The organism is Rhodococcus sp. ACS1 (assembly GCF_002300155.1).
Classification (GTDB): Bacteria; Actinomycetota; Actinomycetes; order Mycobacteriales; family Mycobacteriaceae; genus Rhodococcus_F; species Rhodococcus_F koreensis.
Genome location: NZ_NSDZ01000008.1, coordinates 170,349 through 194,936 on the forward strand (window position 1 = coordinate 170,349; position 24,588 = coordinate 194,936).

Annotated in this window: 25 protein-coding genes and 1 pseudogene; 18 read left to right on the forward strand and 8 right to left on the reverse strand. The window is 63.0% G+C overall.

Annotated features, from left to right (window positions below; all coding sequences use genetic code 11):
- The first annotated feature begins 2 nt into the window (after positions 1 to 2).
- From fabG to CJ179_RS52290, 4 genes are all read left to right on the forward strand, one after another.
- The gene (fabG, locus tag CJ179_RS35140; RefSeq protein ID WP_095864448.1) at positions 3 to 740 is read left to right on the forward strand and encodes a 3-oxoacyl-ACP reductase FabG; all 738 of its coding nucleotides are present in this window, start codon (positions 3 to 5) and stop codon (positions 738 to 740) included.
- A gap of 26 nt (positions 741 to 766) precedes the next feature.
- Positions 767 to 1,924, forward strand: a complete 1,158-nt coding sequence (locus CJ179_RS35145; protein WP_257015938.1) for an acetyl-CoA acetyltransferase — start codon at positions 767 to 769, stop codon at positions 1,922 to 1,924.
- 99 nt (positions 1,925 to 2,023) lie between these two features.
- Positions 2,024 to 2,152, forward strand: coding sequence for a helix-turn-helix domain-containing protein (locus CJ179_RS52285; RefSeq protein ID WP_218834867.1), 129 nt, complete (start codon positions 2,024 to 2,026; stop codon positions 2,150 to 2,152).
- A 160-nt stretch (positions 2,153 to 2,312) separates the two neighbouring features.
- Positions 2,313 to 2,537: a TetR/AcrR family transcriptional regulator C-terminal ligand-binding domain-containing protein gene (locus CJ179_RS52290; protein WP_218834868.1), complete on the forward strand. Its 225-nt coding sequence runs from the start codon at positions 2,313 to 2,315 to the stop codon at positions 2,535 to 2,537.
- A gap of 58 nt (positions 2,538 to 2,595) precedes the next feature.
- Here the strand turns inward: CJ179_RS52290 and CJ179_RS35155 are convergent, their stop codons facing one another.
- The 4 genes from CJ179_RS35155 to CJ179_RS35170 all read right to left on the reverse strand — a co-directional run bounded on the left by CJ179_RS35155 (position 2,596) and on the right by CJ179_RS35170 (position 5,707).
- Positions 2,596 to 2,979: a nuclear transport factor 2 family protein gene (locus CJ179_RS35155; protein WP_095864450.1), complete on the reverse strand. Its 384-nt coding sequence runs from the start codon at positions 2,977 to 2,979 to the stop codon at positions 2,596 to 2,598.
- Positions 2,976 to 3,626: a transposase gene (locus tag CJ179_RS35160; protein WP_306454264.1), complete on the reverse strand. Its 651-nt coding sequence runs from the start codon at positions 3,624 to 3,626 to the stop codon at positions 2,976 to 2,978. Before CJ179_RS35160 ends, CJ179_RS35155 begins: the two co-directional genes overlap by 4 nt.
- Positions 3,530 to 4,057 (reverse strand): winged helix-turn-helix domain-containing protein, encoded by a 528-nt coding sequence (locus CJ179_RS35165; RefSeq protein WP_218834869.1) that lies wholly within the window; start codon positions 4,055 to 4,057, stop codon positions 3,530 to 3,532. The genes CJ179_RS35160 and CJ179_RS35165 overlap by 97 nt, the downstream gene beginning before the upstream one ends.
- A 192-nt stretch (positions 4,058 to 4,249) precedes the next feature.
- On the reverse strand, positions 4,250 to 5,707 hold the full coding sequence (locus CJ179_RS35170; RefSeq protein WP_095864452.1) for an MFS transporter: 1,458 nt from the start codon (positions 5,705 to 5,707) through the stop codon (positions 4,250 to 4,252).
- 269 nt (positions 5,708 to 5,976) lie between these two features.
- Between CJ179_RS35170 and CJ179_RS35175 the strand changes: the two genes are divergently transcribed.
- Positions 5,977 to 6,372 (forward strand): DUF427 domain-containing protein, encoded by a 396-nt coding sequence (locus tag CJ179_RS35175; protein WP_095864453.1) that lies wholly within the window; start codon positions 5,977 to 5,979, stop codon positions 6,370 to 6,372.
- Here CJ179_RS35175 and CJ179_RS35180 read toward each other — a convergent pair whose 3' ends face one another.
- Both CJ179_RS35180 and CJ179_RS35185 read right to left on the reverse strand, forming a co-directional pair.
- Positions 6,373 to 7,137 (reverse strand): SDR family NAD(P)-dependent oxidoreductase, encoded by a 765-nt coding sequence (locus CJ179_RS35180; RefSeq protein WP_095864454.1) that lies wholly within the window; start codon positions 7,135 to 7,137, stop codon positions 6,373 to 6,375.
- Positions 7,138 to 7,193: 56 nt separating this feature from the next.
- A complete protein-coding gene (locus tag CJ179_RS35185; protein ID WP_095864455.1) occupies positions 7,194 to 8,324 on the reverse strand; it encodes an epoxide hydrolase family protein in 1,131 nt (376 codons plus the stop codon).
- A gap of 545 nt (positions 8,325 to 8,869) precedes the next feature.
- Here CJ179_RS35185 and CJ179_RS35190 point away from each other — a divergent pair.
- The 4 genes from CJ179_RS35190 (at position 8,870) to CJ179_RS35210 (ending at position 14,142) form a co-directional block, all read left to right on the forward strand.
- On the forward strand, positions 8,870 to 10,693 hold the full coding sequence (locus CJ179_RS35190) for an FAD-dependent oxidoreductase (protein WP_218834870.1): 1,824 nt from the start codon (positions 8,870 to 8,872) through the stop codon (positions 10,691 to 10,693).
- A 379-nt stretch (positions 10,694 to 11,072) separates the two neighbouring features.
- A complete protein-coding gene (locus CJ179_RS35195; RefSeq protein WP_061700110.1) occupies positions 11,073 to 11,471 on the forward strand; it encodes a nuclear transport factor 2 family protein in 399 nt (132 codons plus the stop codon).
- 281 nt (positions 11,472 to 11,752) lie between these two features.
- Positions 11,753 to 13,378, forward strand: a complete 1,626-nt coding sequence (locus CJ179_RS35200) for an NAD(P)/FAD-dependent oxidoreductase (protein WP_095864456.1) — start codon at positions 11,753 to 11,755, stop codon at positions 13,376 to 13,378.
- A gap of 278 nt (positions 13,379 to 13,656) precedes the next feature.
- On the forward strand, positions 13,657 to 14,142 hold the full coding sequence (locus CJ179_RS35210) for a VOC family protein (protein WP_095864457.1): 486 nt from the start codon (positions 13,657 to 13,659) through the stop codon (positions 14,140 to 14,142).
- A gap of 858 nt (positions 14,143 to 15,000) precedes the next feature.
- Here CJ179_RS35210 and CJ179_RS54175 read toward each other — a convergent pair.
- Positions 15,001 to 15,113, reverse strand: a pseudogene (locus CJ179_RS54175) (IS110 family transposase); the annotation flags it as partial.
- A gap of 347 nt (positions 15,114 to 15,460) precedes the next feature.
- Complete coding sequence (locus CJ179_RS35215) at positions 15,461 to 16,234, reverse strand: enoyl-CoA hydratase-related protein (protein WP_179377752.1); 774 nt, start codon at positions 16,232 to 16,234, stop codon at positions 15,461 to 15,463.
- Positions 16,235 to 16,802: 568 nt separating this feature from the next.
- Here CJ179_RS35215 and CJ179_RS51625 point away from each other — a divergent pair.
- The 9 genes from CJ179_RS51625 (at position 16,803) to CJ179_RS35255 (ending at position 24,574) form a co-directional block, all read left to right on the forward strand.
- Complete coding sequence (locus CJ179_RS51625; RefSeq protein WP_179377753.1) at positions 16,803 to 16,976, forward strand: hypothetical protein; 174 nt, start codon at positions 16,803 to 16,805, stop codon at positions 16,974 to 16,976.
- On the forward strand, positions 16,973 to 17,845 hold the full coding sequence (locus CJ179_RS35220; protein WP_095864458.1) for a sugar phosphate isomerase/epimerase: 873 nt from the start codon (positions 16,973 to 16,975) through the stop codon (positions 17,843 to 17,845). The genes CJ179_RS51625 and CJ179_RS35220 overlap by 4 nt, the downstream gene beginning before the upstream one ends.
- A gap of 11 nt (positions 17,846 to 17,856) precedes the next feature.
- Positions 17,857 to 18,855 (forward strand): fumarylacetoacetate hydrolase family protein, encoded by a 999-nt coding sequence (locus tag CJ179_RS35225; protein WP_179377755.1) that lies wholly within the window; start codon positions 17,857 to 17,859, stop codon positions 18,853 to 18,855.
- Positions 18,845 to 19,660, forward strand: coding sequence for an SDR family NAD(P)-dependent oxidoreductase (locus tag CJ179_RS35230; protein ID WP_095864460.1), 816 nt, complete (start codon positions 18,845 to 18,847; stop codon positions 19,658 to 19,660). The genes CJ179_RS35225 and CJ179_RS35230 overlap by 11 nt, the downstream gene beginning before the upstream one ends.
- Before the next feature lie 298 nt (positions 19,661 to 19,958).
- A complete protein-coding gene (locus CJ179_RS35235) occupies positions 19,959 to 21,155 on the forward strand; it encodes a cytochrome P450 (protein WP_095864461.1) in 1,197 nt (398 codons plus the stop codon).
- A gap of 37 nt (positions 21,156 to 21,192) precedes the next feature.
- Positions 21,193 to 21,399 carry a ferredoxin gene (locus CJ179_RS35240; RefSeq protein WP_095864805.1) on the forward strand — a complete coding sequence of 69 codons (207 nt, stop codon included), beginning with the start codon at positions 21,193 to 21,195 and terminating at the stop codon, positions 21,397 to 21,399.
- Positions 21,396 to 22,589 carry an NAD(P)/FAD-dependent oxidoreductase gene (locus tag CJ179_RS35245; RefSeq protein WP_095864462.1) on the forward strand — a complete coding sequence of 398 codons (1,194 nt, stop codon included), beginning with the start codon at positions 21,396 to 21,398 and terminating at the stop codon, positions 22,587 to 22,589. The genes CJ179_RS35240 and CJ179_RS35245 overlap by 4 nt, the downstream gene beginning before the upstream one ends.
- On the forward strand, positions 22,586 to 23,116 hold the full coding sequence (locus tag CJ179_RS35250) for an HtaA domain-containing protein (protein WP_095864463.1): 531 nt from the start codon (positions 22,586 to 22,588) through the stop codon (positions 23,114 to 23,116). The genes CJ179_RS35245 and CJ179_RS35250 overlap by 4 nt, the downstream gene beginning before the upstream one ends.
- Before the next feature lie 195 nt (positions 23,117 to 23,311).
- The gene (locus tag CJ179_RS35255; RefSeq protein WP_179377756.1) at positions 23,312 to 24,574 is read left to right on the forward strand and encodes an FAD-dependent oxidoreductase; all 1,263 of its coding nucleotides are present in this window, start codon (positions 23,312 to 23,314) and stop codon (positions 24,572 to 24,574) included.
- Positions 24,575 to 24,588: the final 14 nt, after the last annotated feature.

The window sequence follows — 24,588 nt, forward strand, 5'->3', positions numbered from 1 at the left end:
CGATGGGAAATCTGAGATTCGACTACACCGGCAGGGTCGTCGCAGTAACGGGCGCGGCCGCCGGAATCGGACGTGAACTGGCGCAGGCGTTCCATGACGCCGGGGCGCAGGTGGCGGTAATCGACCGCGACCAGACCGCACTCGAGGCCGCCTGGGCCGGGCAGGAGCGCACCCGCACCTTCGCAGGTGATGTGGCGGATGAGGCGCTCTCCGAATCGGTGTCGGCCGGTGTTGCAGAGTGGGGCGGCCTCGATATCCTCGTGAACAACGCGGGAATCACGCGCGACAGCGTGATCTGGAAGATGTCGACAGAGAACTGGCGTCAAGTTCTCGACGTGCACCTCACCGGGGCATTTCTGCTCACCCGGGCGGCAATCCCGGGTATGCGCGAGCGGGGCTTCGGCCGGATCGTCAACGTGACCTCGTACAGCGGTCTACACGGAAACGTGGGGCAGGCGAATTACGCCGCAGCCAAGGCAGGGATAGTCGGGTTCACGAAGACGGTCGCCAAAGAGGTTGCCCGCTTCGGCATCACGGTCAACGCGATCTCACCGAACGCAGCGACCGCGATGGTGGCGGCGATACCCGAGGACAAGCTGCGCGCCCTGACCGAAATGGTCCCGCAGGGGCGCTTCGCGGAACCGTCCGAGATGGCCGCCGCTGTGTGCTTCCTCGCCTCCGACGAGGCGGCCTACATCACGGGGACCGTGCTCCCGGTTGACGGCGGTGTTGCGATGTGACCGTGCTCTCCCAGTTTGGTCAGGACGTGCGCATCACAGGGTGGGGCCACACGGTCTTCGGCAAGCTCACCGACCGCGACTTGGAATCACTCATAGTCGAGGCGGCCACGGAGGCCATCGTCAGCGCGGGAATCGAGCCTGGTGACGTCGACGAGATCTATCTCGGCCAGTTCAACTCGAGCCTGCTGCCCTTGGCGTTCTCTTCGTCGTTGGCGCTACAGGTGGACGCGGCGCTGCGGAACGTGCCGGCCACACGCGTCGAAAATGCGTGCGCATCGGGCTCCGCCGCGGTCCACGCCGGCATCCGCTCCCTGCTCGCCGGTACTGCGCGGAACGTGCTCGTGATTGGTGCGGAAAAGATGACGCACGCGACTCCCGAGCAGGTGGGCTCCGCGTTGCTCGGAGCCGACTACGAGTCAGCAGGGAACCCCTCATCCGTCGGGTTCACCGGGTTGTTCGCGACGGTGGCGCAACGGTATGCCGAAAGATACGGCGACATCGGAGATCTGCTCGGCGCGATCGCAGCGAAGAACCACCGCAACGGCGTCGCCAACCCGTACGCACACTTGCGGAAGGATCTCGGCGAGGAGTTCTGCCGGACGGTCTCGAATCGCAATCCGATCGTCGCCGCACCGCTGCGCCGCACCGACTGCTCGCCGGTTTCGGACGGAGCCGCGGCTCTGGTGCTGTCCACATCGCCGAGCACGGCCGCGAAGAATCAGCCGGTTCGGGTGACCGGATTCGGCCAGTCGAACGACTTCCACCCGGCCGCCCGCCGCGACCCCACCGCCTTCGAGGCCACGCGCGCATCGGTGGAACGCGCATATGCGATGGCCGGCATCGGTGTCAACGAGTTGTCGCTCGCCGAGGTACATGATTGCTTCACGATCGCGGAGCTGATCATGTACGAGGTCATCGGCCTGGCCGAGCCGGGCAAGGGCGGTGAAGCCCTGACCTCCGGTGCGGTCCATCGAGACGGGCGCCTCCCGGTGAATCTGTCCGGCGGCTTGAAAGCCAAGGGGCATCCGGTGGGGGCCACCGGAGTGTCCCAACATGTGGTTTCGGCTATGCAACTCTCGGGTGCTGCGGGGGCGATGCAGTTCGACGGCGCCGATCGCGTGCTGGTGCAAAATATGGGCGGGGTTGGTGTGGCAAATTACGCCACGATCCTCGAAGCCGTCTAACGCCGAGCGGCCGTTCGGGAACTCAGACATCGAGAACTGGAGGGGTGTGTCGATGGGAAGGTCCAAGCAATTCGATCCAGTTATCGCCGTCGAGCAGCCATGCAGGTGTTCTGGCAGCAGGGATTCCGCGCCACCAGCCCGCAGAATCTGGTCGATGCGCTCGGCATCGGCAGGGGCAGTCTTTACAACACCTTCGGGAGCAACACGGTCTCTTCGAGCTGGCGCTGAGTCGCTATGTCGACGCCCGGCTTCGTTTGCTGACGGCGCTGACGGAGCACCCCGACTCGGTCAAAGAGCGCCTCTGCGGGACGTTGAAGTTCATAGCCGACGAGGGCACCCGAGGTTGCATGATTGCCAACGCGGCGGCAGATCTCGCGGGAACCGACGGGTGGCGGTTTTCGAGGCCCGTCGATACTTCGAGTTCGCCGCGGACGTCTTCCGGGCGCTGATCGAGGAAGGGCAGCGGTCGGGAGAGATAGCTCCCGACCGCGATCCGGCCGCGATGGGGAGCCTGCTCCTGAACACAATGGTGGGGATGCAGCTCCTGGCACGGGTGGAAGAAGGCCCGGACCGCCTTCACCGCGTGATCGACGCAGCGATTGATTCTCTCTGACCAATCCTTGACGGCGGCAAGATCCGCACGCCGTCGTCAGCGGGGTTGGTCAGGTACTTCAGAGCACCAATCTTTCAGGGTCACGACCAACACCTAAATCGCCTGTGTCATAAAGATAAACGCGGAAGTTAGTGACCTTGCCATTCTCGAAAATGCTGCGTTCGGCGAACGAAACTAGGTCGTCGCCTCCCAATATCGGAACCCGACCGAACGCGCAGACGTAATCCCCGTCCACTACAAGACGGTCCACCGTCATGCCGGCGAGGTCGAATTTGGACGCGAGTGTTGCGAACAACTCCTGAAATCCAGCGAAGCCCTGATACTTGCCCCCATAGCTCAAGAACTCCGGTTCCTCCACTACTACCTCGGGTGAAACGAAGGCGAGAAACCGTTCTGTATCGCCTCCTAAAGATGTTTCGGTAATTGAGTGAGTACCGATCATAGGGAAAGGCCGGTGTGGTCGAGGAAGCTGTGGCACAGGTCGTAGTTCGAGCCGATCCGGGTGAGGCCGGTCTCGGTCGCGATGCGGACCTCGTCGAGGATGTCGGGGCAGAGGTTGGCGAGTTCGGTGGATTTCATGTTGCCCCAGACTTGTTCGATGGGGTTGAGCTCGGGCGCATACGCAGGGAGGCGTTCGACGTGGAGCCAGTCGCGTTGGGTGGCCAGCCACGCGGTCATCGCCTTGGATCGGTGGGCCATGAGCCCGTCCCAGATCAGGATGACCTGCTCCCGGCGAAGTGGGTGCGTAGTTCGGTGAGGAACTCGATGAGCTTGTCGGTGTCGTAGGCGCCGTCGATCATGGAGAACACGAACGCGCTCCGGCTGCGATCGGGCCGATACGCCAGCACTCCGGCCATGGACATGCGCTTGAAAGGAGAATCGGTGATGCAGCACGGGTGTGAGGCCTTTGGGCGCCCAGGTTGCGCGGACGACCGGCAGCTGCGACACACCACTTTCGTCCTGGAAGCAGATCCACGCACCTCGGCGCCGCGCTATTTTTTTATCCGCGGCCAGTCGTTCTCGCGCCAGGCGACGATGGCGTCCTCGTCGCGTTCGACTGCCCGACGTGCGGGACGCTGCCGACTCCACCCGAGCCTGGTCCGCAGGATCGTCCAGGTCTGAGTGGGTCCATAGGTCACGCCGGTGAGCCGCTCGATCACGATCGCGACCCGACCCAGGGTCCACACCCCGGTCGCGAAGCCGTGAGCTTGGGGTCCTTTGAGCAGTTCCTCTCGGATCGCCTCGATCTGGGCGTCATCGAGCCGGGGCCGGCGTCCCGCCCGACCGGCACCTTCCAACGCCTCGTTGCCCCCTTCGGTCCACTGTCGATACCAACGTGAGGCGGTCTGCTGGGAGACCTCCAACCAGGCCGCGACATCGATCTGCCGCCGACCGGCGGTGAACATCTCCGCCGCCCGCATTCGCCGGTCACGCAACGCCTCGAGATCCCGGCGACCGCCGCGCTGCTTGACTTTCCGGGCGTCGGCCCCCTCGCCGGAACCGGCTTCCTTACCTGCCATTCATCAATGATCTAGCAGCACAGTGTGAATCCCGTGCAACGACACACCCTATTACCGAAACATCTTTAAGACTGCCTGGTACATGCCTTGTGCGAGGGCGCGATTGGTTTCAGTCTCCGTGGGGCCATTACTTGTCATTTCGAACTTCTTTCCCGTCTTCGTGGGCTGTCTTTGCCTTGGCCTCAGTGGGATCTACCGCCCGCCCGCAGTTCTTCCGGCAGCCGGTGCGAGCGGCAGGTTTTCCGACTTCTCGCGGTCGATCGTTCTATCTCGTCTGATTGCAGGTATGAACAATGCCGCGACGGCGCCGAGGCCGACTGCGACCGCCAGCATGACGAAGCCATGGGTGTAGCCGGCTTCCGTGGGCAACCCCGACGCGGACTCGCTGGCTGTGACAGTGCTTGCCATGAAGGCGGCGCCGAGCGACCCGCCGATCGTGCGAATGTTTGTGTTCATACCGTTGGCAGCACCGGTCTGCTCCGCGGCAACTGCGGCCACAACAACGTTCGACACGGCAGAGAACGCCATGCCGAAACCGATTCCCACCACGGCCATCGCCAGGTAGATGACGGCCTCGGCCGAGTGGAGGAAGGCCACCATGAAGTAACCGATCGCGGTCAAGACAGATCCGACCACAAGCAGATTCTTCGACTCGAAACGAGCTGAGAGTCGGCCCGCAGCAAGTCCCGCGAGGAACATCCCGATCGTGTTCGGCAACATCATCAAACCCGATTGGGTGACCGAGGCGCCGAAACCGTAGCCGGCCTCGGGCGGTGTCTGCAGGAACTGCGGTATGAATCCGAGTGCGGCGTACATACCGATTCCCATAAGCAACGCCACCAAATTTGCCGCCCAAATCGTGCGGACCCGCATCATCTTCATGTCAATGAGCGGGTTCGACGAACGTGACTCGGCTAGGATCCACGCTGCTGCAACAACCGCCGCCAGGACGAGCATGCTGATTACCTTGAACGAACCCCAGCCCCACGTCGGACTTTGGCTGACGGCGAGCAGGAGCGCCACGAGCCAGCCGGACAGCAGAAATGCCGTGAACCAGTTGATTTTTCCCGCGGTGCGTACTGGTGATTCGGGAATCAGGAGATGTGCGGCCAGACCTGCGACGCTAATCATCATCAGCGGAATCCAGAACAACCAGTGGTAACTAAATGCGTCGACGATGGGGCCCGCGAGAACGATACCGAGGCCGGCGCCCACAGAGGCGAGTGCCGCGACCATGCCTACCGCCCCGGGCACCTTCTCCTTCGGGAACTCGTCCCGGATGATTCCGAATGTGAGGGGCAATACTCCGCCACCGACGCCCTGGATCACCCTGGCGATCACCATCACCACCAATGAACTGGCGAGGGCGGCGAGCAGCGAGCCGATCGCGAGCGCGGCCAGTGCAACGACGAACAAGCGCTTCTTGCCGTAGATGTCACCGAGACGACCGACGACCGGAGTAAACACCGATGCCGATAACAGGTAGGCCGTCAGCACCCAGGTGACATTGGTCTGGGACGTGCCGAGAGCCTTCTCGATTGTCGGCAGAACGGGAGTGACCAAAGACTGCAACAAGGCATAGGCTGCTACGCCGACGGTAAGGACAGCGAACGTGAGTCGGTAGTCCCCTCTCTGGGCCGTGAGGTTCAATGAGTGCCGCCCTGCGCTGCAATCGGATGGAACTGGGTATTATTGGAATTGAGATTCCGAATGATGCCATCATGTTTCTAGAAACTTACCACCGGAATCGGGACTTGTGCTCCAGATGGAGGCTGGGATCACACTGAACCGGCCGAGCAGACCTTCACGTGCGGGCTCCGGCCCGGATCTGTTGCTCAATCGGTATCAAGAGCGGATGCGGATCGGCGCGGCTTCGCTCGGGTTGGAAGATGCAGTCGCACAAAGAAGTTGAGAGAACCATGACGGACAAACCGGTTCTCGTTCCAGGACTCGACCACCCGATTACGATCGCGAAGGCCAGGCGCCGCGTCGTGGCCACCGTGGGTGGCCGCACGATTGCTGACTCCGCTCACGCGCTCACGCTGGAGGAGAAGGACTATCCGGTTGTTCACTACATCCCACGCGCAGACGTGAACCTGTCCGCCCTCGAGGGCACCGACCACGAGACGTACTGTCCTTACGAGGGGGTGGCCCGGCGAGGGGTGGCCCGGTACTTCAGCATCGGCACCGACGGCATTGTTCTCGACAACGTTGTGTGGACCTACGCGGATCCCCACCCGGCTGTCGCCCAAATCAAGGACCACGTCGCCTTCTACACCGATCAGGTCAATATCACTGTATCGGCCGCTGATTGATCACTTGGGGGCCATCCTGATGGCACCGTCCAGGCGGATCGTTTCGCCATTGATGTAGTCATTGTCGATGATGTGGCCGACGAGCGACGCGTACTCGTCGGCCCTGCCCAGACGGGCGGGATATGGCACCTGCTCGGCGAGCGATTTCTGCGCTGCCAGTGGCAGGCCGGCCACCATCGGTGTCTCCATCAGTCCAGGCGCGATCGTCAGCATTCGGATCGAGTGCTTGGCCAACTCTCGTGCGATCGGAATGGTCATCGCGTGCACTCCGCCCTTGGAAGCCGAGTAAGCGGGCTGGCCGATCTGCCCCTCGAACGCTGCCACGGACGCGGTGTTCACGATCACCCCGCGTGCTCCAGAGGAGGGGTCCGGGTCGTTTCGAGCCATTCTCGCTGCAGCTTGGCTCAGTACGTTATACGTGCCGACCAGATTTACGCGCACCACCTGCTCGAACTGCGCCAGTGGTACGGGGTTTGCCGATCTGTCGAGCACCTTGTTCGGCGTGGCGATCCCAGCGCAGTTCACCACCACACGGAGTGGCGCCATGCGCTCGGCGAGAGTGATCGCCGCCCGAACTTCCTCGACGTTGGTTACGTCCGCTGGAGCGAAGGTCCAGTCGGCCTCATCGGCGATTGCGCGTCCGGCCGAACCCGCCAAGTCGGCGATGACGACGCGCGCCCCCTTGCGGGCAAGCATTTTCGCGGTCGCCAATCCCAGGCCGCTTGCGCCCCCGGTGATCAGCGCACTCGCACCCGTCACGTCCATTACCACTCCTAACGATTAATCGAATGTGCAGGCCCGGCAGCTACGAGTCCACGCAGTCAGCGAAGTGATCGGAAGAACGTCCGCACGTCGTCGAGTAGCAGGTGGGGCTCTTCGAGTGCTGCGAAATGCCCGCCGCTGGGCATCGTGGTCCAGCGGGCGATGTCGTATTGAGTGTCGACCCAGGTCCGCGGCGGGACGAAGTTCTCGTGAGGGAATTCTGCGTAGGCGACCGGAAGCTCGACACGAGCCTTGAGGTACCAGTCCTCGGCTCGGCTGGTCTCGTAGTAAAGCCGAGCCGCGCTCGCGGCACTGTTCGGGGCCCAGTAGAACATCAGGTTGGTGAGCAGCAGGTCCTTGCTGAACGAGCTCTCGATGTCTCCGCCACAGTCGCTCCAACTGCGGAACTTCTCGATGATCCATGAGGCGAGTCCCGCTGGCGAGTCACTCTGCGCGATCATCAAGGAGTCAGGAGTGGTGTTCTGCACCTGCAAGTAACCCAGGGCCCTTTCGCTGAACCGGCTGTAGCGCTCGAGATGTTCGAGATCCTCCGGTCCAGGCTCTGCGGGGGGCGTCCCCATGATCAAGTTCAGGTGGATGCCGAGCACCGACTCGGAGTGGTAGGCGCCCATCCGCGAGGCGATCAGACCCCCGAAGTCGCCGCCCTGGACCGCATAGCGGTCGTATCCCAGCTGGTCGACCATCAGCGAATTGAACACGGAAGCGATGTGCGACAAGCTCCATCCCGCGGTGCGCGGAGCGCCGCTGAAGCCGAAGCCCGGCAGTTCGGGCACGACGACATCGAACGAGTCAGCGGGATCCCCACCGTGTGCCGCGGGATCAGTCAACGGGCCGATCAGCTCCAGAAACTCGACGATCGAGCCGGGCCAGCCGTGCAAGAGCAGTAGCGGCGTCGGGTTCGGTCCGGTACCGCGCACATGCCAGAAGTGCAGGTCGACGCCGTCGACCTCGCAAACGTAGCCCGGGATGCTGTTCAGGCGTCGCTCCCAGTCCCGCCAGTCGTAGCGGTGCGCCCAGTGGTCGCATAGCTCGCGAAGGTACGCAACGTCGGTGCCGTAATCCCAGCCAGCGCCTTCGATCTTTTCCGGCCAGCGCGTGCGTGCGAGCCGCTCTTTGAGATCGACGAGGACCTCTTCGGGGACAGCGATCGTGTATGGGCGTACAGCCACAGTGAACTCCTTAAGGAACTGAGCTATCACGAGTCGTGCGAGGGCTCATCGCCGTGCCGGGCTTCGGGAAAGCTGTAGAAAAGTGGGGGTGATGTTCTGCGGAAAGAGTAGACGACATGTTCAAATTTCGAAACAGGTTCCCGATTTTCATGGTTCTGCCCATCAAAACTAGAGCCTTCGGCCGTGTATAGCGGCGCGCATCGACTGGCTGACCGAGGCTTCGAGCTCCAGTGGCGACGTTGGGTCGAGCTATTTGCGCACCAGTGTGACCCTGCCGCTCCTGCGTCCGCACGAGTCGGAGCTCCTTGTCGAGGGTCGACGTACCCATGCTGACTCTCCCGCCTTGTCGCGTTCGCTCTGCTTAGGCGCTACGTGATCACCGCAGCGTTTCCAGGCTCTCGCCGCCTCGCACGTAGTGGCGGCCGGGCAGGGGGTTCAGTCGTCGAACGGGAGCGGCCGAGAGTGCGTGGTGCGCGATGACAATTCAGCAACTTTCGAATGCTTGTTCGAATAGATTGGTCTAGATAATCGGGATCTACTTCGATATGTTCGACCTGAATTTCGAATACTGTCAGCAGCGTTGCGACATGATCGGAGTCAGTATGTCTAAAACGGTAGATTCATCCCGTAACAGTGGAACGCCAATCTCGGATGGTGGTGGGACCACGGGCTTCGCAGCGGGCGACTTCTACACACCACCGCCCGACGACTTCGCGAGGAGGGAAAGCGCTCGGCCGGTACAGGCTGCAGATTTGGGCTCGTTTGCGGCTGAGGTGGATGTGATCGTGGTCGGCGGGGGTGGAAGTGGCTTTGCGACCGCGCTGTTCTCGGCCTGGCGAGGAAACGAGGTGCTCCTGCTGGAGAAGGCTGCGGATGTCGGCGGTACGACGCGCAAGTCCGCGTTTGGATTCTGGGTGGCCAACAACAAGGCGTTGCAGCGCGCGGGGCTCGAGGATCGACGCGACGAATGCTTGCAGTTCATGGCAAAGATGTCGCGTCCCCAGCGGTTCGACCCCAACAGTCCCACCTATGGGCTGAGCGAGTGGGACTTCGATCTAATTCAGGCGATCTATGACAGCGGTGCCGAAGCAGTCGAATTGCTTCATGAAAAGGGAGCGTTGCGACATCGCCCTGCGGAGGGCATGGTCGAGTACTTCACAGAGGTCCCGGAGAACAAACTGCCCGCGGGCCGGGTTCTGTTTCCCGACGTCGATGATTTCGCGCAGGGTGGGGAGGCGGGATTTTCGATGCTGGTGCCCGCGGCCGACGAGGCGGGCGTACAAATCGTTCGCGGCTGTCGCGTGCAGCGGCTCGTGCTCGATGGCGAAGAGGTAGTCGGAGTGCAGGGCACGGGGTCGGATGGATCGGCGCCGACCTACTTCGCGCGTCGTGGCGTCGTGTTTGCCAGCGGCGGCTTCGTGCACGACGACGAGCTGCGCGAGAACAGCCTGCACGTTCCGGCGTTCGCAGGTTGCGGAGTTCACTCGAACGAGGGTGATCTCGTCCGTATCGCTGGTGCCCTCGGAGTGCCGATGCGCAACATGAGCAACGCGTGGATGGCACCGATACCGTTTGAGCCCGTTGCCAAGCGCGATCCGCGGGTGATGGCGATGGCCGGGATCCAGGGTGATTCGATGGTGCTCGTCAATCGCGAGGGTCAGCGAGTGGTCAATGAAAAGCTGCCGTACAACGAGCTCTCGCGGGCATTCTTCTACCGAGATCCAATCACGGCAGAGTACCCGAACCTGGTGATGTTCCAGATCTGGGACTCGCGCGCGCAGGAGCACAGCGCGGGCAACTATCTCACCACGATCGTGTCGAACGATGACGGTGTCATCAGGGGTCAGACGCTCGAGGAATTGGGCGGCGCGATCGACGCGCGGCTGGCCCAATACGAGAGCGTTACCGGTTGCCTGCGGTTGGCCGATGGTTTCACCGCAGGGCTGCGCGAAACAATCGAGCGATTCAACCGCGGTGCTTCCGAAGGGGTGGATCCCGATTTCCATCGCGGCGAGACGCCGATCCAGCTGGTGTTCAACGGCAATGTAAAGGACGAGGGCGAGCGGCGTAACCCGACGGTATGGCCGATCTCGGAGACCGGCCCCTATTACGCGGTGATGATCTGCGCCTGCGCGATGGACACCAAGGGTGGTCCGAAGGTCAACGCCGACTCGCAGATGGTCGACGATCTCGATCAGCCGATTCCAGGCCTATACGGCGTCGGCAACTGCGTAGCCTCGGTCTCCGGGAACACGTACTGGGGGCCGGGAGCGACGATTGGGCCGATGATGGCCTTTGCTTATCGCGCGGCCGCAGCGATCGATCGAGAGCCGCGCCGCAGCGGCGCACGGGCCGCGGTCGCCACCTGACATGAAGTCGCGCTTGATGTCTGGACTTCTCGCGGGTGTCGGTGTCGTCGTCGCAGACGGGACCGGCCGCCGAGCGAAGCGCAGCTCGCGTCGACCATGCTGCCGCCGGCGACAGACTCACTCCCGCGTCGGAACCCCTCGGCGACGAGCGGCAGCGTCGCTCGCAGCTTGGCGAACGGGAAGGCCAGGGGTCGGCGCGATCACCTCGACATCCAGCTCCTCGAAAACGAGTTGTTCGAGGCGGTTGCATATACGACTCGACGTCGACGAATTGCGTTCAGAGAAGGCCGCTATCGCGAACAACCGTCGCCTGGTCCGGATAATCGTGCGGATCGACGACCTCGTCAACCCAGGAAAATGAATCGAAAGAGAGCCTTGAATGTCCGTAACCGAGACCAACCGCAGAATCGTCACTGAGATGTACGAGGCCGGACAGCGTGGTGAACTCGAGACGTTCTTCGGCCACGTTGCCGATGACGTGGTGCTCACCGAGCCTGCTTATCTGCCTTACGGCGGGACATACCGGGGCGCCGGGGCCGTGAGAGAGGTCTTCGGGGTCATAGCCGGCTACCTCGACATGAACTCCCTGACGATCGATCGCCTCGTCGCCGACGAGGACCATGTCTTTGCAATTCTGAGCTCGAATCAGATCGCGACCGGGGAGCGGATCATGCTGACCGAACTCTCGATTCTTCGTGAGGGCAAAGTCGCCGAGTTCCGGGTCTTCTTCCACGAGGCCGGCTCGTTGCTCGAACTCGCGTCAACAGATTCGCGATAGGGCCCGGCCCAGCCGGCGAATTTCGATCGTTTACGCAGTGTGACCCTGGCGCTGTGCCCGAGCGAGTCGGGGCTCCTTGTCGAGCGTGTCATCTGGGATGGGCACATCATAAATCAGCATTGACATTCGGAATATCAAGCCTATGCTTCGAAGAAGCCGTGATGCGGTTCACTTAATCTGGACCTGTGTGGTCCCAGCCACAGGGCACGAGCACGTCTACCTGAAGTAGCGATCGTCCGATCAGAGAACCGGGCGATACCGAACACGAGGAGCAATAAGAGATGGCCGATGATTTTGATGCGATTGTCGTTGGGGCTGGTATCGCTGGCTTGTACTCGTTACACACGCTGCGTGAGCGCGGGTTCTCGACACAGGTGTTCGAAGCGGGTGAAGGAGTCGGGGGCACCTGGTACTGGAACACGTATCCGGGTTGTCGCGTCGACGTCGAGAGCCTCGAGTACTCGTATGGCTTCTCCGACGAGCTGCAACAGGAGTGGGAATGGACCGAGCGGTGGCCGGGCCAGCCGGAGGTCGAGCGGTACCTCAACCACGTCGCCGACCGGTTTGACATGCGCCGCGATATCAAGTTCTCGACCCGCGTTGTGGCAGCGCACTTCGATGAAGAGCGGGCACGCTGGAACGTAACGACGGACGACGGGCAGGTACACACCGCCCAGCATCTTGTGATGGCGTCGGGCACGATTTCGGCGACGAAGGATCCGCGCCAGGACTTCAAGGGCTTGGACGAGTTCAAAGGCGAGTGGTACATGACCTCCGGTTTCCCGACCGAAGGCGTCGATTTCTCCGGCAAGCGGGTTGCGGTAGTCGGCACCGGCTCGACGGGTGTGCAGCTGATCCCAATCGCGGCCGAGCAGGCCGGGCATCTGACGGTCCTTCAGCGGACGCCGGCGTTTACGCTCCCGGCCAAGAACCGACCGATGGACCCCGAATTCCAGACAGCAATGAAGGCGCGTTATCCGGAGCATCGCGCGTTAGCGAAGACCATGCCGTTCGGCGTACCCATCGAGTTGCCGACCATAAGCCTGCTTGCCGACGAGCCGGAGAACGTCCAGCGTCGGCTGGAAGCGTGCTGGCAGGAAGGCGGGGTCGCACCTCTCATGAACCTGTACACCGACGTCCTCGTCGATGAGAAGGCGAACGAGGTCGTGGCGGAATTCGTGCGCGAGAAGATCCGCTCTATCGTGGACGACCCGCAAGTGGCGGACCTGCTGTGCCCCAACACTTATCCGTTCGGTGCCAAGCGTCCGTGCCTCGGCACGGACTACTACGAGACGTTCAACCGGGACAACGTCTCGCTGGTATCGGTCCGCGAGAATCCGATCGACACTTTCACCGAGAAGGGTGTCCGGCTCCGTGACGGGCAGGAACTCGAGTTCGACATGATCGTCTTCGCCATCGGTTTCGATGCGATCACCGGTGCGCTGAACAACATCGACTTGCGCGGGCGCGCAGGCATGACAATCAAGGAAGCATGGGCCAATGGCCCGAATGCGTACCTGGGCTTACTCGCGGCCGACTTCCCGAATATGTACATCCTCACTGGTCCCGGCTCCGTTTCGGTGCTTGCGAACATGTACACCTCGATCGAGCAGCACGTCGACTGGGTCGCAGACCTGCTCGTCGACATGCGTGAGCGTGGTCGCGCGACGGTGGAGGCCAGCCACGAAGCGCAGGAGAAGTGGATGGCGCATGTCGCCGAGGTCGGTGACGCGACACTCTTTCCGCGTGCCGACTCGTGGTACGTCGGCGCGAATGTCGAAGGTAAACCACGCGGCCTGATGCTGTACGTCGCCGGGCTCGGTGTGTACCGAGGCATCTGCGACGAGGTCGCTGCCAAGGGCTACGAGGGCATCGAGTTCCAAAGCGACCCCGTGGGCGCGGTCTAGGACGGATTCAAGAAATACTCGTTCACCACGACCGATGCCGATGAATCTCGTTCCCGGATGGTCGTTAACGAAGTGCGGCAGGGTGTGCGCCGACGGCCACGACTTCTCCGGTGTCTGGGACATTAGGTTCATCGAATGAAGTGTCCGACACCGCTGCCACGCGGCCCCGATCGCCGATCGCCGACGCGCGCGCGGCGTGCGCGTCGGAGGTCTGGGGCCGCACCCCGGACAAACCGCGTGCGACCAACGACAGCCAACCAACCTCCAGGAGGAACACCATGGGAAAGCGCACGAACGTTATCGATCACGTCGTGTTCATCTACCGGAAAGAGAATCTCGACGCCGCACAGGCGGAGCTCAGCGCGGCGTTGGGGATCACTGATTGGGACGGTCCGACGGAATTCGAGCGCTTCGGCATCATCCAGGTCCAGTCTGTCTCGGCTGGTGTCGAATTGCTGGCGCCTACGGGCGACCATGGATTTATCGCTGACCATCTGAAGGAGCACGGTGAAGGATTCTTCGCGCTGATCTACGGCGTCGAGAATCTTGACAAGGCGGTCCGGGAGACGCGAGCCAGAGGGATCGAGCCGGTGCTGGACGGTGACGGGAGCCCCCTAGTCATCGACTCCATGGTCGGCGGTGCGGATGGCGGTCTCGCACACCCGACGTGGGCAGGAAAGGTAACGGTCTACAAAGAGGTCCCGTTGCAACCGGTCGCGGGTCTCAACCTCTACCTGGGCGAGATCGAGGCGGTCGGGAACTGACAGTAGGGCCGGTGCGTCGCTCCGGACGACGGTGCCGTTGATCGCGGCGCCGTCGGTAGATACTCGACCCGCTCCAGGAGCTCACTACTTTCGGCCACCACTTTGACTCCGGCAGCCAGGCGCCGAGCGAAGGTCGCGGCTCGGGCCTTGACGACGGAACGACGACGGTATTCCGTGATCAAAATGACCGTCGAGCTCTCGAGCTGCTCCACGATCTCTTCCACCGCGGCGACCTCCTCGGGTTTTGCCTGATTCGCCTCCGTCTCTGGATGGTCGGCGCATAAGCGAACTACCGATCGGGGGTAGGCAAAAGCTAACGCCCAGGACACCCGTCGCCGTGCCGCCCGCGGTCACCTGACGTCAGCGCACTCAGTGCGGTCCTGCCCGCGATCAGCAAGGACTTTGTGGCGAAGATCGGTGCGGCGGTGCAGTTCTGGCGACGGCACACCCGCACCGGTCGCGCCTTCGCACGCGCTACCGTGAACAGCCTCACCGTCGCCTCGGTCCCGGAGGCGGCCTGAACGAAGTCTCCACCTCGTCCAGGATGCTTCTCCATCCGTCAAGTCATGCCGGGGTCCGGGCGTGCAGCGGTCAGTGGTCGGAACATCTGCCGGGTGATCCCTCGTCAGGCAACGCACTCCTTGGTCTTCGACCATCGCAGCGGCGGGCAACATACCCGCGGGTGTCGCGGTGGGGCGGATCCGGGCGAGGACGAGAGTGGTCAGCGCCGGTTCAACCTTAGACAGTTCCGGTTCGATCGCGGTTACGGCAGAATCGAGTGCCTTCTGTTGTCGATCAACTCGGTATCGAGGGCGCGGATTCGTCTTTGTCAGTCGTACCGCCACCCGTCGACACATCAATCTGTCTGCGCGTCAGCGCTTTGCGCGCATCGATTCCAAGGTCGGTGATCCGGAGCAGGGCGGCGAGCGCATTACTGCTCGGGTCCGCTCGCCGGCCATTTGTTCTCTGGCCACGATGGGAAAGGTGTGGCGCAACCAGTTCGACAGAACCTTCGGCCGCACTCAGCCGATCATCGCGTAACGCCCGCGACACCTGCCCGGTCTCGACGGGAAAAGCTTGTGGAACAAACCGCCTCGAGAGGTCGGACGATCACCCACGCCCGTCACCTAATCGCAACCGCACAACGAAACTCAGCACACGCACATCAGTCGATCGGTGAAGGCCGGCGCCCTGGTGGACGCGGGGCCGGGCCGCCGGACCGACCCGCAGCGGGGCCATTCTTTCGGCGAGGGCGATCGCCGGCCGACCCTCCCGCCATCACTACCATCACCTCGGCGGGACGGCGCCGGTTGTCGGGTCAGGTGAGGTGGGCATACCTTGGTTCCCGCCTCTCGACGACTGCGTTGATCGCTTCTCTCGAATCGGGATGCGCGCAGAACTCCACGGTCAGTCCCTGCTCGTACACGTAGCCCTCCTCGAGAGGCATCGGTTCAATCATGTTGAGCGCCTGCTTGGCGTACCGCAGACTCGAGGCGCTATGGCGTGCCACATGGGTGGCGAGTTTCAACACTTCCTCGCGCAGTCGACTTCGATCGACCACTGTGATGAGGGCCCCGTATGACACCAGACGCGTGACCGGTACCGGGTCGCTCGTGAAGTACATCCATCGCAGCACAGGCTCGGGCACGAGGCGGGACAGATGGCGGGCGCCTCCTAGTACACCTACGTTCAATTCTGGCACGCCGAAGCGCGCGTCGTCGGAGGCGATCACAAAGTCGCAGGAGGCTGCAAGCGCGATTCCGGAGCCGAGTGCGGCACCCTGCACAGCGCCGATGACGGGGAGCGGACAACGCGAGATCGCAAAGAAGGCCTCGCGCACCTCGAGCATCCGCTCAGCGGCGTTGTCCGGTGCAAGCTCTGTGAACTCTTGCAGGTCGTTTCCGGCGCAGAAGTGATCGCCCTGGCTTGACAAGACGACGACGCGGGCACCGGGGGCGACGTCATCGATGTGCTGGAACACATGCGCGAGTTCACGGTACGCGGCTTGGCCAAGTGCGTTGACCGGGGAGCGGCGCAGTTCGACACGAGCGACCGCGCCCGTGACCTCGCAGCTGATGTTGGTGTACTCCATCGTCGATATCTCCTTGCACTCGGCGGACTTGTTCAATCAGGCAGCCGGAGTCATCCGGGAAGCACCGGAACATGCTTCGAATTGATTTCTGTTTTCACGTACGCAGATTCAATGTAGGGCATCGATCCAGATCCGGCTACGCTGAGTCTCCTAAGGTGACGCGGCCCAGCGGCCCAGCGGCCAGTCGTAGACTGCCTCGGGCACGTCCACCCTGGAAGGTGACGACTGTCATCGGCCTCGAGGGCCGTCATATCCGTATTTGAGCTCCGACCTGGGCGTGCCCAGCATCGCGATGACATTACCGGCGAATTCTTCAGTTTGGGCTCGGACGCGACGCGCCGAGATCTACCTGCAGTGCGCGCACAGCGGATCTGCACCTCGATGTCGGCCTATGAAACGGATGTCATAGGGCAGACGAGGGAAGTGCGGTATCCAGAGCAATGCGAGTGTCGTCAGGTGCTGCGCGGCGCTCCTAGACCAGATGCAGAAAGGAGAAAACCTATTCGCATTTACAGAATCTAAATTTCGTAATAGCCTGACGTCATACGACATTGCGAAGGAGTTTGCGTTGTCCACAACCGTTGTGTACGTCCGGATCGCCCACCCCGATCTGGAGCATTCACTTGCCTCCTCGACCGAGGCCGTGGTGTCCGAATCGACGAGCGTGTCAATCCCCGTCGACCTGACCGTCGCCGCGAAGCTGCCGAACGCAGACTGCCAGACCGGGCAGCGCCGCCGATGAGCTGCGGATCCGGCACGTCCGTCCTGTCCTATCTGACGGTTGCTGGCGCATCCCCTTCGGAGTCGATTGCGGCGGCGGCGGAGGCGGGCTTTGAGGCCGTGACGCTGCGAGCGGTGCCGGTGGGGACCCGCCCCGACGCCGTCAGTCGGATCCCGTTGGACATGGGCGGTGCTATCAACTCAGCACGCGTAGGGGTGGCGGACATCGAGTTCGTGGATATCCATCCAGATCTCGAGGTGGCCCGCCTGGAGCCCGTCCTGGAGTTCGGCGCGCGGGTCTGCGCGAGATTCGTCAATACAATGTGCAGCGACTGGGACGAAGAGCGCGCCACCGATCATCTGGCCGCACTCTGTCGGCTGGCTGCACCCCACGGTCTCACCGTCGCCCTGGAGTTCACTTCGTACACCGCCGTGAACTCGCTGCACAAAGCTCACCGAATGGTGGAGCGGCTCCAGGACCCGGCGGCAGTCGTCGTGGTCGACGCGTTGCATCTCGCGCGCACGGGCGGCACGCCGAGCGACGTCGCAGAGTTAGTGCGACTGCGCCCCGATCTCTATCCGATCGTGCATCTCTGTGATGCGCCGCGGACTCTCGCCGAACCGACGGCGGAGGCACTGGCATACGAGGCCCGGAGCGCCCGGCTCCTCCCGGGGGAGGGCGGGCTGCCGTTGGTCGATCTGGTGCGAGCCATGCCTGCTGCGACGCAGTACGTCGAAGTGCCCTCACCAGCGTTCGCCGGGATGTCGTACGTCGATCGTGCTCGCGCGGCCGCCGACGCGCTTGCCCGGATCAGGGATCAAGCGGGGCGGTCATCGTCTCGCCTTGTCGGCCAGAAACAGTCAGCACGATCAGGAGAGGTGAAGGGTTGAGGTTCGCACGATTGCAATCCGGCAAAACCGCCGTAGCGCAGGAGGATCGGTTCATCGACCTCCATGGTGCGGTGACCGCGTTCAGTGCGCACGATCCAAGCGCGTCGAGCATCCTCACAGGGCTGTTGCCTACGGCGGACGCTGACTGGACGTCACTCATCGACGGATGGGACAAGGCGAGGGCGGCAGTCGAGTCTCTGCTCGTCTGGGCGGCGAAGGAAGGTGGCTATGACGTCGTTCTGGACGGTGCGCCCCCGCTCGCCGCGCCATCGATTGCGGTACTCGCAATCGGCGCGAACTTCGCCACGCATGCGGCGCGATCCGAATTCGCAATCGAGGGAGGCGGCGTGGCGACGTCGGATCGTGTTGCGAAGCTCCTCGAGGCCAGGCGCTCGGGCGTTCCTCCGTGGGGGTTCCAGATTCTGCCGCGCACGGTCGTCGGCGACGGCGGACGGCTCGGTCGGCCATCCGGTTTCTCGTACCTCGACTACGAGGGAGAGGTCGGGGTCGTGCTTCGCGGCGGCGAGACGCCGCGCGTCTGGGGTGTCGTCGCTGTCGACGACGTCAGTGTGCGCGACCCGTACTTCTCATCGGGCGCACCGAGGATCGACGAGGGTCCCCTCACCTGGGTGTTGCAGAAGAACTTCCGAGGCGGAACCGCCTGTGGACCGTGGGTTGTGGTGGACGAGGACCTCGACGAGAACGACCTCAACATCCAGACGCGCGTCAACGGAAAGCTCCGCCAGAGTGGCAGCACGAGCGAAATGGTCTACTCCTTCGCCGATGTCGTCGACCACCTGCACGGGTTCATCCCGTTGCGCGCCGGCGACATCATCGCGTCCGGCACACCAGCGGGCACGGCGTTCGAGGAAGGCGCGGACGGACCATTCCTCGTCGACGGGGACGAAGTCGTCGTCGAGGTCGAGGGTGTCGGAAGCCTACGCAATGTAGTCGGCAAGACGCCGACCGGATCGGGAACAGCAGAGAAGGGAACTGCAGATGGCAAATGAGGATTTGACCGAGGGTCGTCGCTTTACGGGCAAGACCGTCATTGTGACCGGCGGTGCTTCCGGCATCGGTCTCGCCATGACCGAGAGATTCGCTCGCGAGGGTGCCGCAGTGTTCGTTGCGGACGTCGGCAAGTCCGATGAGTGGTCGGACATGCTCGAGCGGGGCGGTGACATCACGTTCGTTGGCACCGACGTGACTGAGCCTGCCGACTGGGCGTCGCTCGTCGGGGCAGCGTCTGAGCGAAACGGCGGTGTCGATGTGTTGCTCAACAACGCCGGCCTGACGCGAGCTGGGCTGCTCCACGAGATGAGCCGGGAAAACTGGGATCTCGTGCTCAACGTCGACCTGAACGCGGTGTTTCACGGGGCGCATGCGGTGCTTCCCGGGATGGTCGAGCGTGGATGCGGAGCAGTCATCAACACGGCATCGACGCTGGGTTTCATGGCAAATCACCACCTCGGTGCTTACACCGCTGCGAAGCACGGCGTGGTGGGCCTTACGAAGCAGATAGCCCTCGACTACGGGCCGCTGGGGGTGCGGTGCAACGCAATCGCACCTGGTCCCACCGAGACGCCGAATGTGGTCCGTAGCTACGGCAGCGCCGACGCGATGGCTCCTCGCGGCAAATACCTGCTCGACAGTGTCCCGATCGGCCGGCTCGGGCGACCGTCCGAGATCGCCTCAGTTGCTGCATTCCTGGCGTCGGAAGAGGCATCGTTCGTCAACGGTGCGATCCTGCCGGTGGACGGAGGGCACTCGGTGCACACGGGGCCGATCTGGAGCGACCGTGAGTATGAGAACTGATAGGCCTCACCGCAACAGCGTGCAGATAGTAAAAAACCGAAACTAAATACGTAGTATCGCCACATGTGCGTGTATAGTTGGTGATCTCTTGTTCAGATTACTGAATCTGCATAGGACGACGACCCGCGATAGACGGACTTGAAATCGCGTTCCAATGCTGGACGGCACCCACGAAGGCTGACCTTTCCTGTTATTCGGAGAAGTGAGTTGTGAAACGAAACCGCACCGGCCACACGGCATTCGCGGCGAGGGTCGTTTGTCTCGAAATCGACGACCCACGAAGAAACGGAGAACCCCTATGACCTCTGGACTCAGTCCCCTTCTGACGGTCCGACGGGAGCGCGGGCATGGCTTCGCCCCCGATAGCGAACTCGTCAGGGTGCGTGAGGCGGGGGAGCTACCGCTGCTAGGCCTCGACTTCCCTCAATACGGGCACTTCGACGTCACGGCGATTACACGCTATGACGACGTTCGTGAGCTCCTGGGCAGCGGCGACGTGGTGATGGGGCCGAGTTCGGAGGCGGAGACGCCGGGAACGTTGGCGAGCATTCCGGGGTACTTCATCTACTACGACGGCACTAAACACGCGCGGATTCGCCGGATGGTGAGTCGGTGGTTCACCGTGAAGAACATCCAGCGGTTGCGGCCCCGCATCGAGGAGATCGTCAACGAGAGCCTGGACAGCTTCGAGGCACTCGGGTCGGGGGACTTCTTCTCGCAGTTCGCCCTGCATGTGCCCACTCGGGTCATCTGCGAGATCCTTGGAATCCCCACGGAGGCCAGCCGCGATTTCCAGCAGTGGACTCTCGACATCCTGAGCACCTCATCTTCCCCCGAGACCGCGATCGCAGCGGTGGCGGCGCTGCGTGAATACCTGCGCGAGCGCGTTGTCGACGCCAAGGCGACAGTCGAGACTCGTGACGACCTCATCAGCGCCCTGCTAGCTGAGAACGAGGGAGAGATCACCGACGAGGAGATTGTCGGTATCGCAATGTTCGTGCTCATTGCGGGTCACGAGACGACGGCGAATGCGATCACGGTCGGGACTCTCGCCCTTCTGGAGCACCCGGATCAGGCTGCAGCTGTCAGGGATGACGACTCGGTGATCCGTACGGCGGTCGAGGAGCTGTTCCGGTATTTGTCCTTGGCAGTGGGAGTGCATCGGATGGTCACCCGCGATACGACGATCGCGGGACGCGACTTCACGGTTGGCGAGCGGATCACGTTCTCGTTGCTGGCGGCGAACAACGACCCGGCGTTGGTCGGGAACTCGCCCGAGCTGGACATATTCCGAAAGCCTGTGCCACACGTCGGCTTCGGCTTCGGCATCCACCAATGCCTCGGACAGCACCTGGCTCGACTCGAGCTGACGGTCGCGATCCCTGCCGTGCTCCGGCGGTTTCCGAATCTGCGCGTAACGGTCCCAATGGCCGAGATCGAATTCCGCCGCGACGCGCCCATCTACGGTGTCGCGTCGCTTCCGGTGGCATGGTGACCCCGTCGCCTAGATAGGAGAAGAAATGATGAAAGAACTGCATATCGTCGTCGACGAGGACAAATGTGTCGCAGGTGGCCAGTGCGTCTTCGCGGCACCGGACGTATTCGACCAGCGTGACGACGACGGCATCGTCGTGTTGCTCGACGAGCGTCCCCCCATCTCCAGTCAAGAGGACGTGCTCACAGCGATCAGCCTATGCCCGGCTGCAGCGATTCGGCTCGCGGATCAAGACGCACGATGAGAAGCGACGTCCTCATCGTCGGAGCTGCGGCAGCGGGCCTCACGGTTGCTGAGACCCTCCGCCGCAAGGGCTTCGCAGGCAGCATCCGCATGGTCGGTGACGAGCCGCATCCTCCCTACGATCGCCCGCCGCTATCCAAGCAGGTACTCGCCGGTGAATGGGAGCCAGCTCGGGCCGCCCTTCGCTCGAGTGACATCATCGATGCCCTCGACATGCGATTGGATCTCGGAGTCAAGGCGACCGCGCTGAACGAAATCGATCACACCGTGGCCTTCGACGACGGGACCGTGAGTGAATACGGCTCGCTGGTGATCGCGACAGGGCTGCGCCCCCGGCAGTTGCCCGATTGGGAGGGCATTCACGGAGTGCAGAGCCTGCACAGCCTCTCTGACAGCCTCCGGCTGCGCGAGCAGCTCACGGGTGCGCGCGATGTCGTCATCGTCGGTGCCGGCGTCCTGGGGTGCGAGATGGCCGCGACCGCACGCAAATTCGGCGCGAAGGTCACGATCGTCGATCCATTGCCGTCTCCGATGCTACGCGTCGTCGGGGAGGCGCTCGGTGCCCGTATCCGGGCACTGCATGAGTCTCATGGGGTCGACTTCCGCCTGGAGACGATGGTTCGGGACATCATTGCCGACGGTGGACGAGTCGCTGGCGTGGACGTCGGCGATGAGGTAATCCCCGCCGACACCGTGGTGGTCTCTATCGGCTCGTCGCCCGCGACGGGGTGGCTCGAGTCGAGCGGTCTCGAACTTGCTGACGGCGTCGTCTGCGACGCGCATTGCCGCGCAGCGGAGGACGTCTACGCGGCGGGCGATGTCGCACGCTGGTATGACAAGCACCGTGACGCCCATGTGCGATTCGAGAACCGGACGAACGCATCCGAGCAGGGCATGCTGGTCGCACGGAACATTCTGGGCGAAGAACTCGAATACACCCCCATCGCGTACTTTTGGACCGACCAGTATGACGTCAAGATTCAGGTGTACGGGACCGTCCCCGACGGAGCAACCGTCGAGACGATCGACGATGAGCCGGAACGCAATCGGTTCCTCGTCAGGGCGCTCTCCGACGGACGAGTCACCGGCGTGGTGGGCTGGAACAACCCACGGGGCGTGCGAATGGCGCGCCAGGAGATCGTCGACTCCGAGCTCGCCAGACAGGAGAGCCGGGAGACCCGCGTTCGATGACGGCCGAGCCGACGCAGCTGTTAGGACTGCTGTGGGGGGTCAAGCACAGCTTCCGGGTGTACGTCGCGCGGTCGCCTGGATCCCGAATTGCGGTCGGGCACGGTGCGGGAGTCTCCGCCTCCGACGAGTTCTTCTTCGCGCCCGCCGCCGAGCAGGGGAACGCAGTGCCCTTCGCTCAGGGCAAGGGCACGCTGCGCTTCACCGGTTCAGTGTACTTCGTTGCGCACCAAGGCTTCCTCTCGGTGCCGATCGTGGATCCCTGGGTGGAGTTCGACGGTGCGGATGCCGTGTTGAGCATCGCGGGTACGGGCTCGCACGACGCGCGTGTGCGGATCGCCCGGTTGAGGCCAGGCCCAGCGGTGTGGGACGCGGGGGCCTGGTACTGGCCCGAGCTCCCAGCCCGGCTGCATGAGGACGGTGTCGAGGTGTTCGGCGGGAACTATCCGGTTGGCGCGCCACTCGATCCGGTGCGAATTCGCGTCAGCGGATCCGCTCAGGTGCTGGCGGTTGACGAAAATCGCCAGTGACCTCTATCTTTACGGTAATAGTTTCGATATATTCGCAATTAGTTTCATAATTTGCTCGAAGGACAGCGCGCTCGTCGATCCGGGCGGCCCACGATTTCGATGATGAACAGCGATTCCACCGCAATCAGTGGCAGCTCGCGCATCGGCCCTGGACGTGACTGTTGCAGAGAGCGTGACGCCGAGGAGAGGTGCACAGTGTCCGAACGGGAACTGTTGGAAGTGGACGTATTGGTGCTTGGGGCAGGGATGGCCGGGCTCACCGCAGCATCGGTCGCAGCCAAGGGAGGGGCCAGCGTCCTTGTCGTCGAGCGTGCTGCAACCAGTGGCGGCACCTCGATGCTTTCGTCAGGTTTCGTTTGGCGATTCGGCTCGATGGAGGAGTATGCGGCCGAGGACCCCAAGGGAAACCGGGAGCTTCAGTCCATCATCTATGACGAGTTCGAGAACCTCATCTCGCATCTCGAGGACGTGAGCGGAGTTACGACGCCTCTCATCCCTGTGCTCGACGGTTGGGGGCACGAGGCCGATCTGGGCACCTACTTCGCGCGCGCTATCCGCGAGGTCGAGAAGGCCGGTGGACAGATCGTCTACGGCGCCGTCACCGACCGGCTGATCGTGGAGTCGGGTCGAGTGGTGGGCGCGGTCATTCTCGACGACTCCCTCGAGGTCGAGGTGCGAGCCTCCGCGACGGTGCTCTCTACCGGTGGATTCGCGCAGTCGCAGAAACACCTCGAGGAGTTCTTCGGGCCGGCCGGTGCGACGCTGCGTGCGCGCGCTGCAGAGACGGTCCGTGGCGACGGACTGGACCTCGCCAGGGCGGTTGGCGCGCGCATTGTGCGGGAGGGTGGCTTCTACGGACACCTCGTGGGCAAGAACGTCGAACTCGCCGAGCACAGCGACGCATGGCACACCTACAGCAACCTACGTAGCTGGGCCTGCTGGCTCTACAACCGCGACGGAGAACGATTCACCGACGAGAAACGCGGCGACCACATCAACTCGCTGGCGCTGCTGAGCCAGCCGGATTCCACCGGCCTGCTCGTTTGGGACGAAGACATCAACACCCGTGTGCCGGCCTCGAAGCCTGTCCAGCCGATCGACTCATTCGAAAAGTCGCTCATGCTCGGAGCGCTCGGAAAGCTGTGCGAGACACCCGAGGCGGTCGCCGAGTTTGCCAAGGAGAACGGTTTCGCGCCTCCGGTCCTGCCTGCCGACCACGGCAGTGCGCCCTTCCGTGCGCTCTTCGTCGAGCCATCCATCACGGTCCCGTACCCGGGCATCGCCATAGATACGAACGCGCAGGTGCTTTCGGAGGTCGGTGAGCCCATCGAAGGGCTCTACGCCACGGGCGCAGACTGCGGTGGCGTCAACTTCGAGGGCTACGGCGGATCACTCTCGCTGGCAGGCACGACCGCCCTGCGCGCCGTCCGGAAAATCCTGGCGGGCGTGAAGGTGTGAGACGTGACGTCAAC

Coding starts and splice junctions, on each gene's coding strand:
- CJ179_RS35155 (WP_095864450.1), bottom strand. CDS start 2,979: ATGATCGGTACTCACTCAATTACCGAAACATCTTTAGGAGGCGATACA.
- CJ179_RS35165 (WP_218834869.1), bottom strand. CDS start 4,057: ATGGCAGGTAAGGAAGCCGGTTCCGGCGAGGGGGCCGACGCCCGGAAA.
- CJ179_RS35210 (WP_095864457.1), top strand. CDS start 13,657: ATGGGAAAGCGCACGAACGTTATCGATCACGTCGTGTTCATCTACCGG.
- CJ179_RS52285 (WP_218834867.1), top strand. CDS start 2,024: ATGCAGGTGTTCTGGCAGCAGGGATTCCGCGCCACCAGCCCGCAGAAT.
- CJ179_RS35235 (WP_095864461.1), top strand. CDS start 19,959: ATGACCTCTGGACTCAGTCCCCTTCTGACGGTCCGACGGGAGCGCGGG.
- CJ179_RS35245 (WP_095864462.1), top strand. CDS start 21,396: ATGAGAAGCGACGTCCTCATCGTCGGAGCTGCGGCAGCGGGCCTCACG.
- CJ179_RS35220 (WP_095864458.1), top strand. CDS start 16,973: ATGAGCTGCGGATCCGGCACGTCCGTCCTGTCCTATCTGACGGTTGCT.
- CJ179_RS35175 (WP_095864453.1), top strand. CDS start 5,977: ATGACGGACAAACCGGTTCTCGTTCCAGGACTCGACCACCCGATTACG.
- CJ179_RS35190 (WP_218834870.1), top strand. CDS start 8,870: ATGTTCGACCTGAATTTCGAATACTGTCAGCAGCGTTGCGACATGATC.
- fabG (WP_095864448.1), top strand. CDS start 3: ATGGGAAATCTGAGATTCGACTACACCGGCAGGGTCGTCGCAGTAACG.
- CJ179_RS35180 (WP_095864454.1), bottom strand. CDS start 7,137: ATGGACGTGACGGGTGCGAGTGCGCTGATCACCGGGGGCGCAAGCGGC.
- CJ179_RS35200 (WP_095864456.1), top strand. CDS start 11,753: ATGGCCGATGATTTTGATGCGATTGTCGTTGGGGCTGGTATCGCTGGC.
- CJ179_RS35215 (WP_179377752.1), bottom strand. CDS start 16,234: ATGGAGTACACCAACATCAGCTGCGAGGTCACGGGCGCGGTCGCTCGT.
- CJ179_RS35250 (WP_095864463.1), top strand. CDS start 22,586: ATGACGGCCGAGCCGACGCAGCTGTTAGGACTGCTGTGGGGGGTCAAG.
- CJ179_RS35230 (WP_095864460.1), top strand. CDS start 18,845: ATGGCAAATGAGGATTTGACCGAGGGTCGTCGCTTTACGGGCAAGACC.
- CJ179_RS35195 (WP_061700110.1), top strand. CDS start 11,073: ATGTCCGTAACCGAGACCAACCGCAGAATCGTCACTGAGATGTACGAG.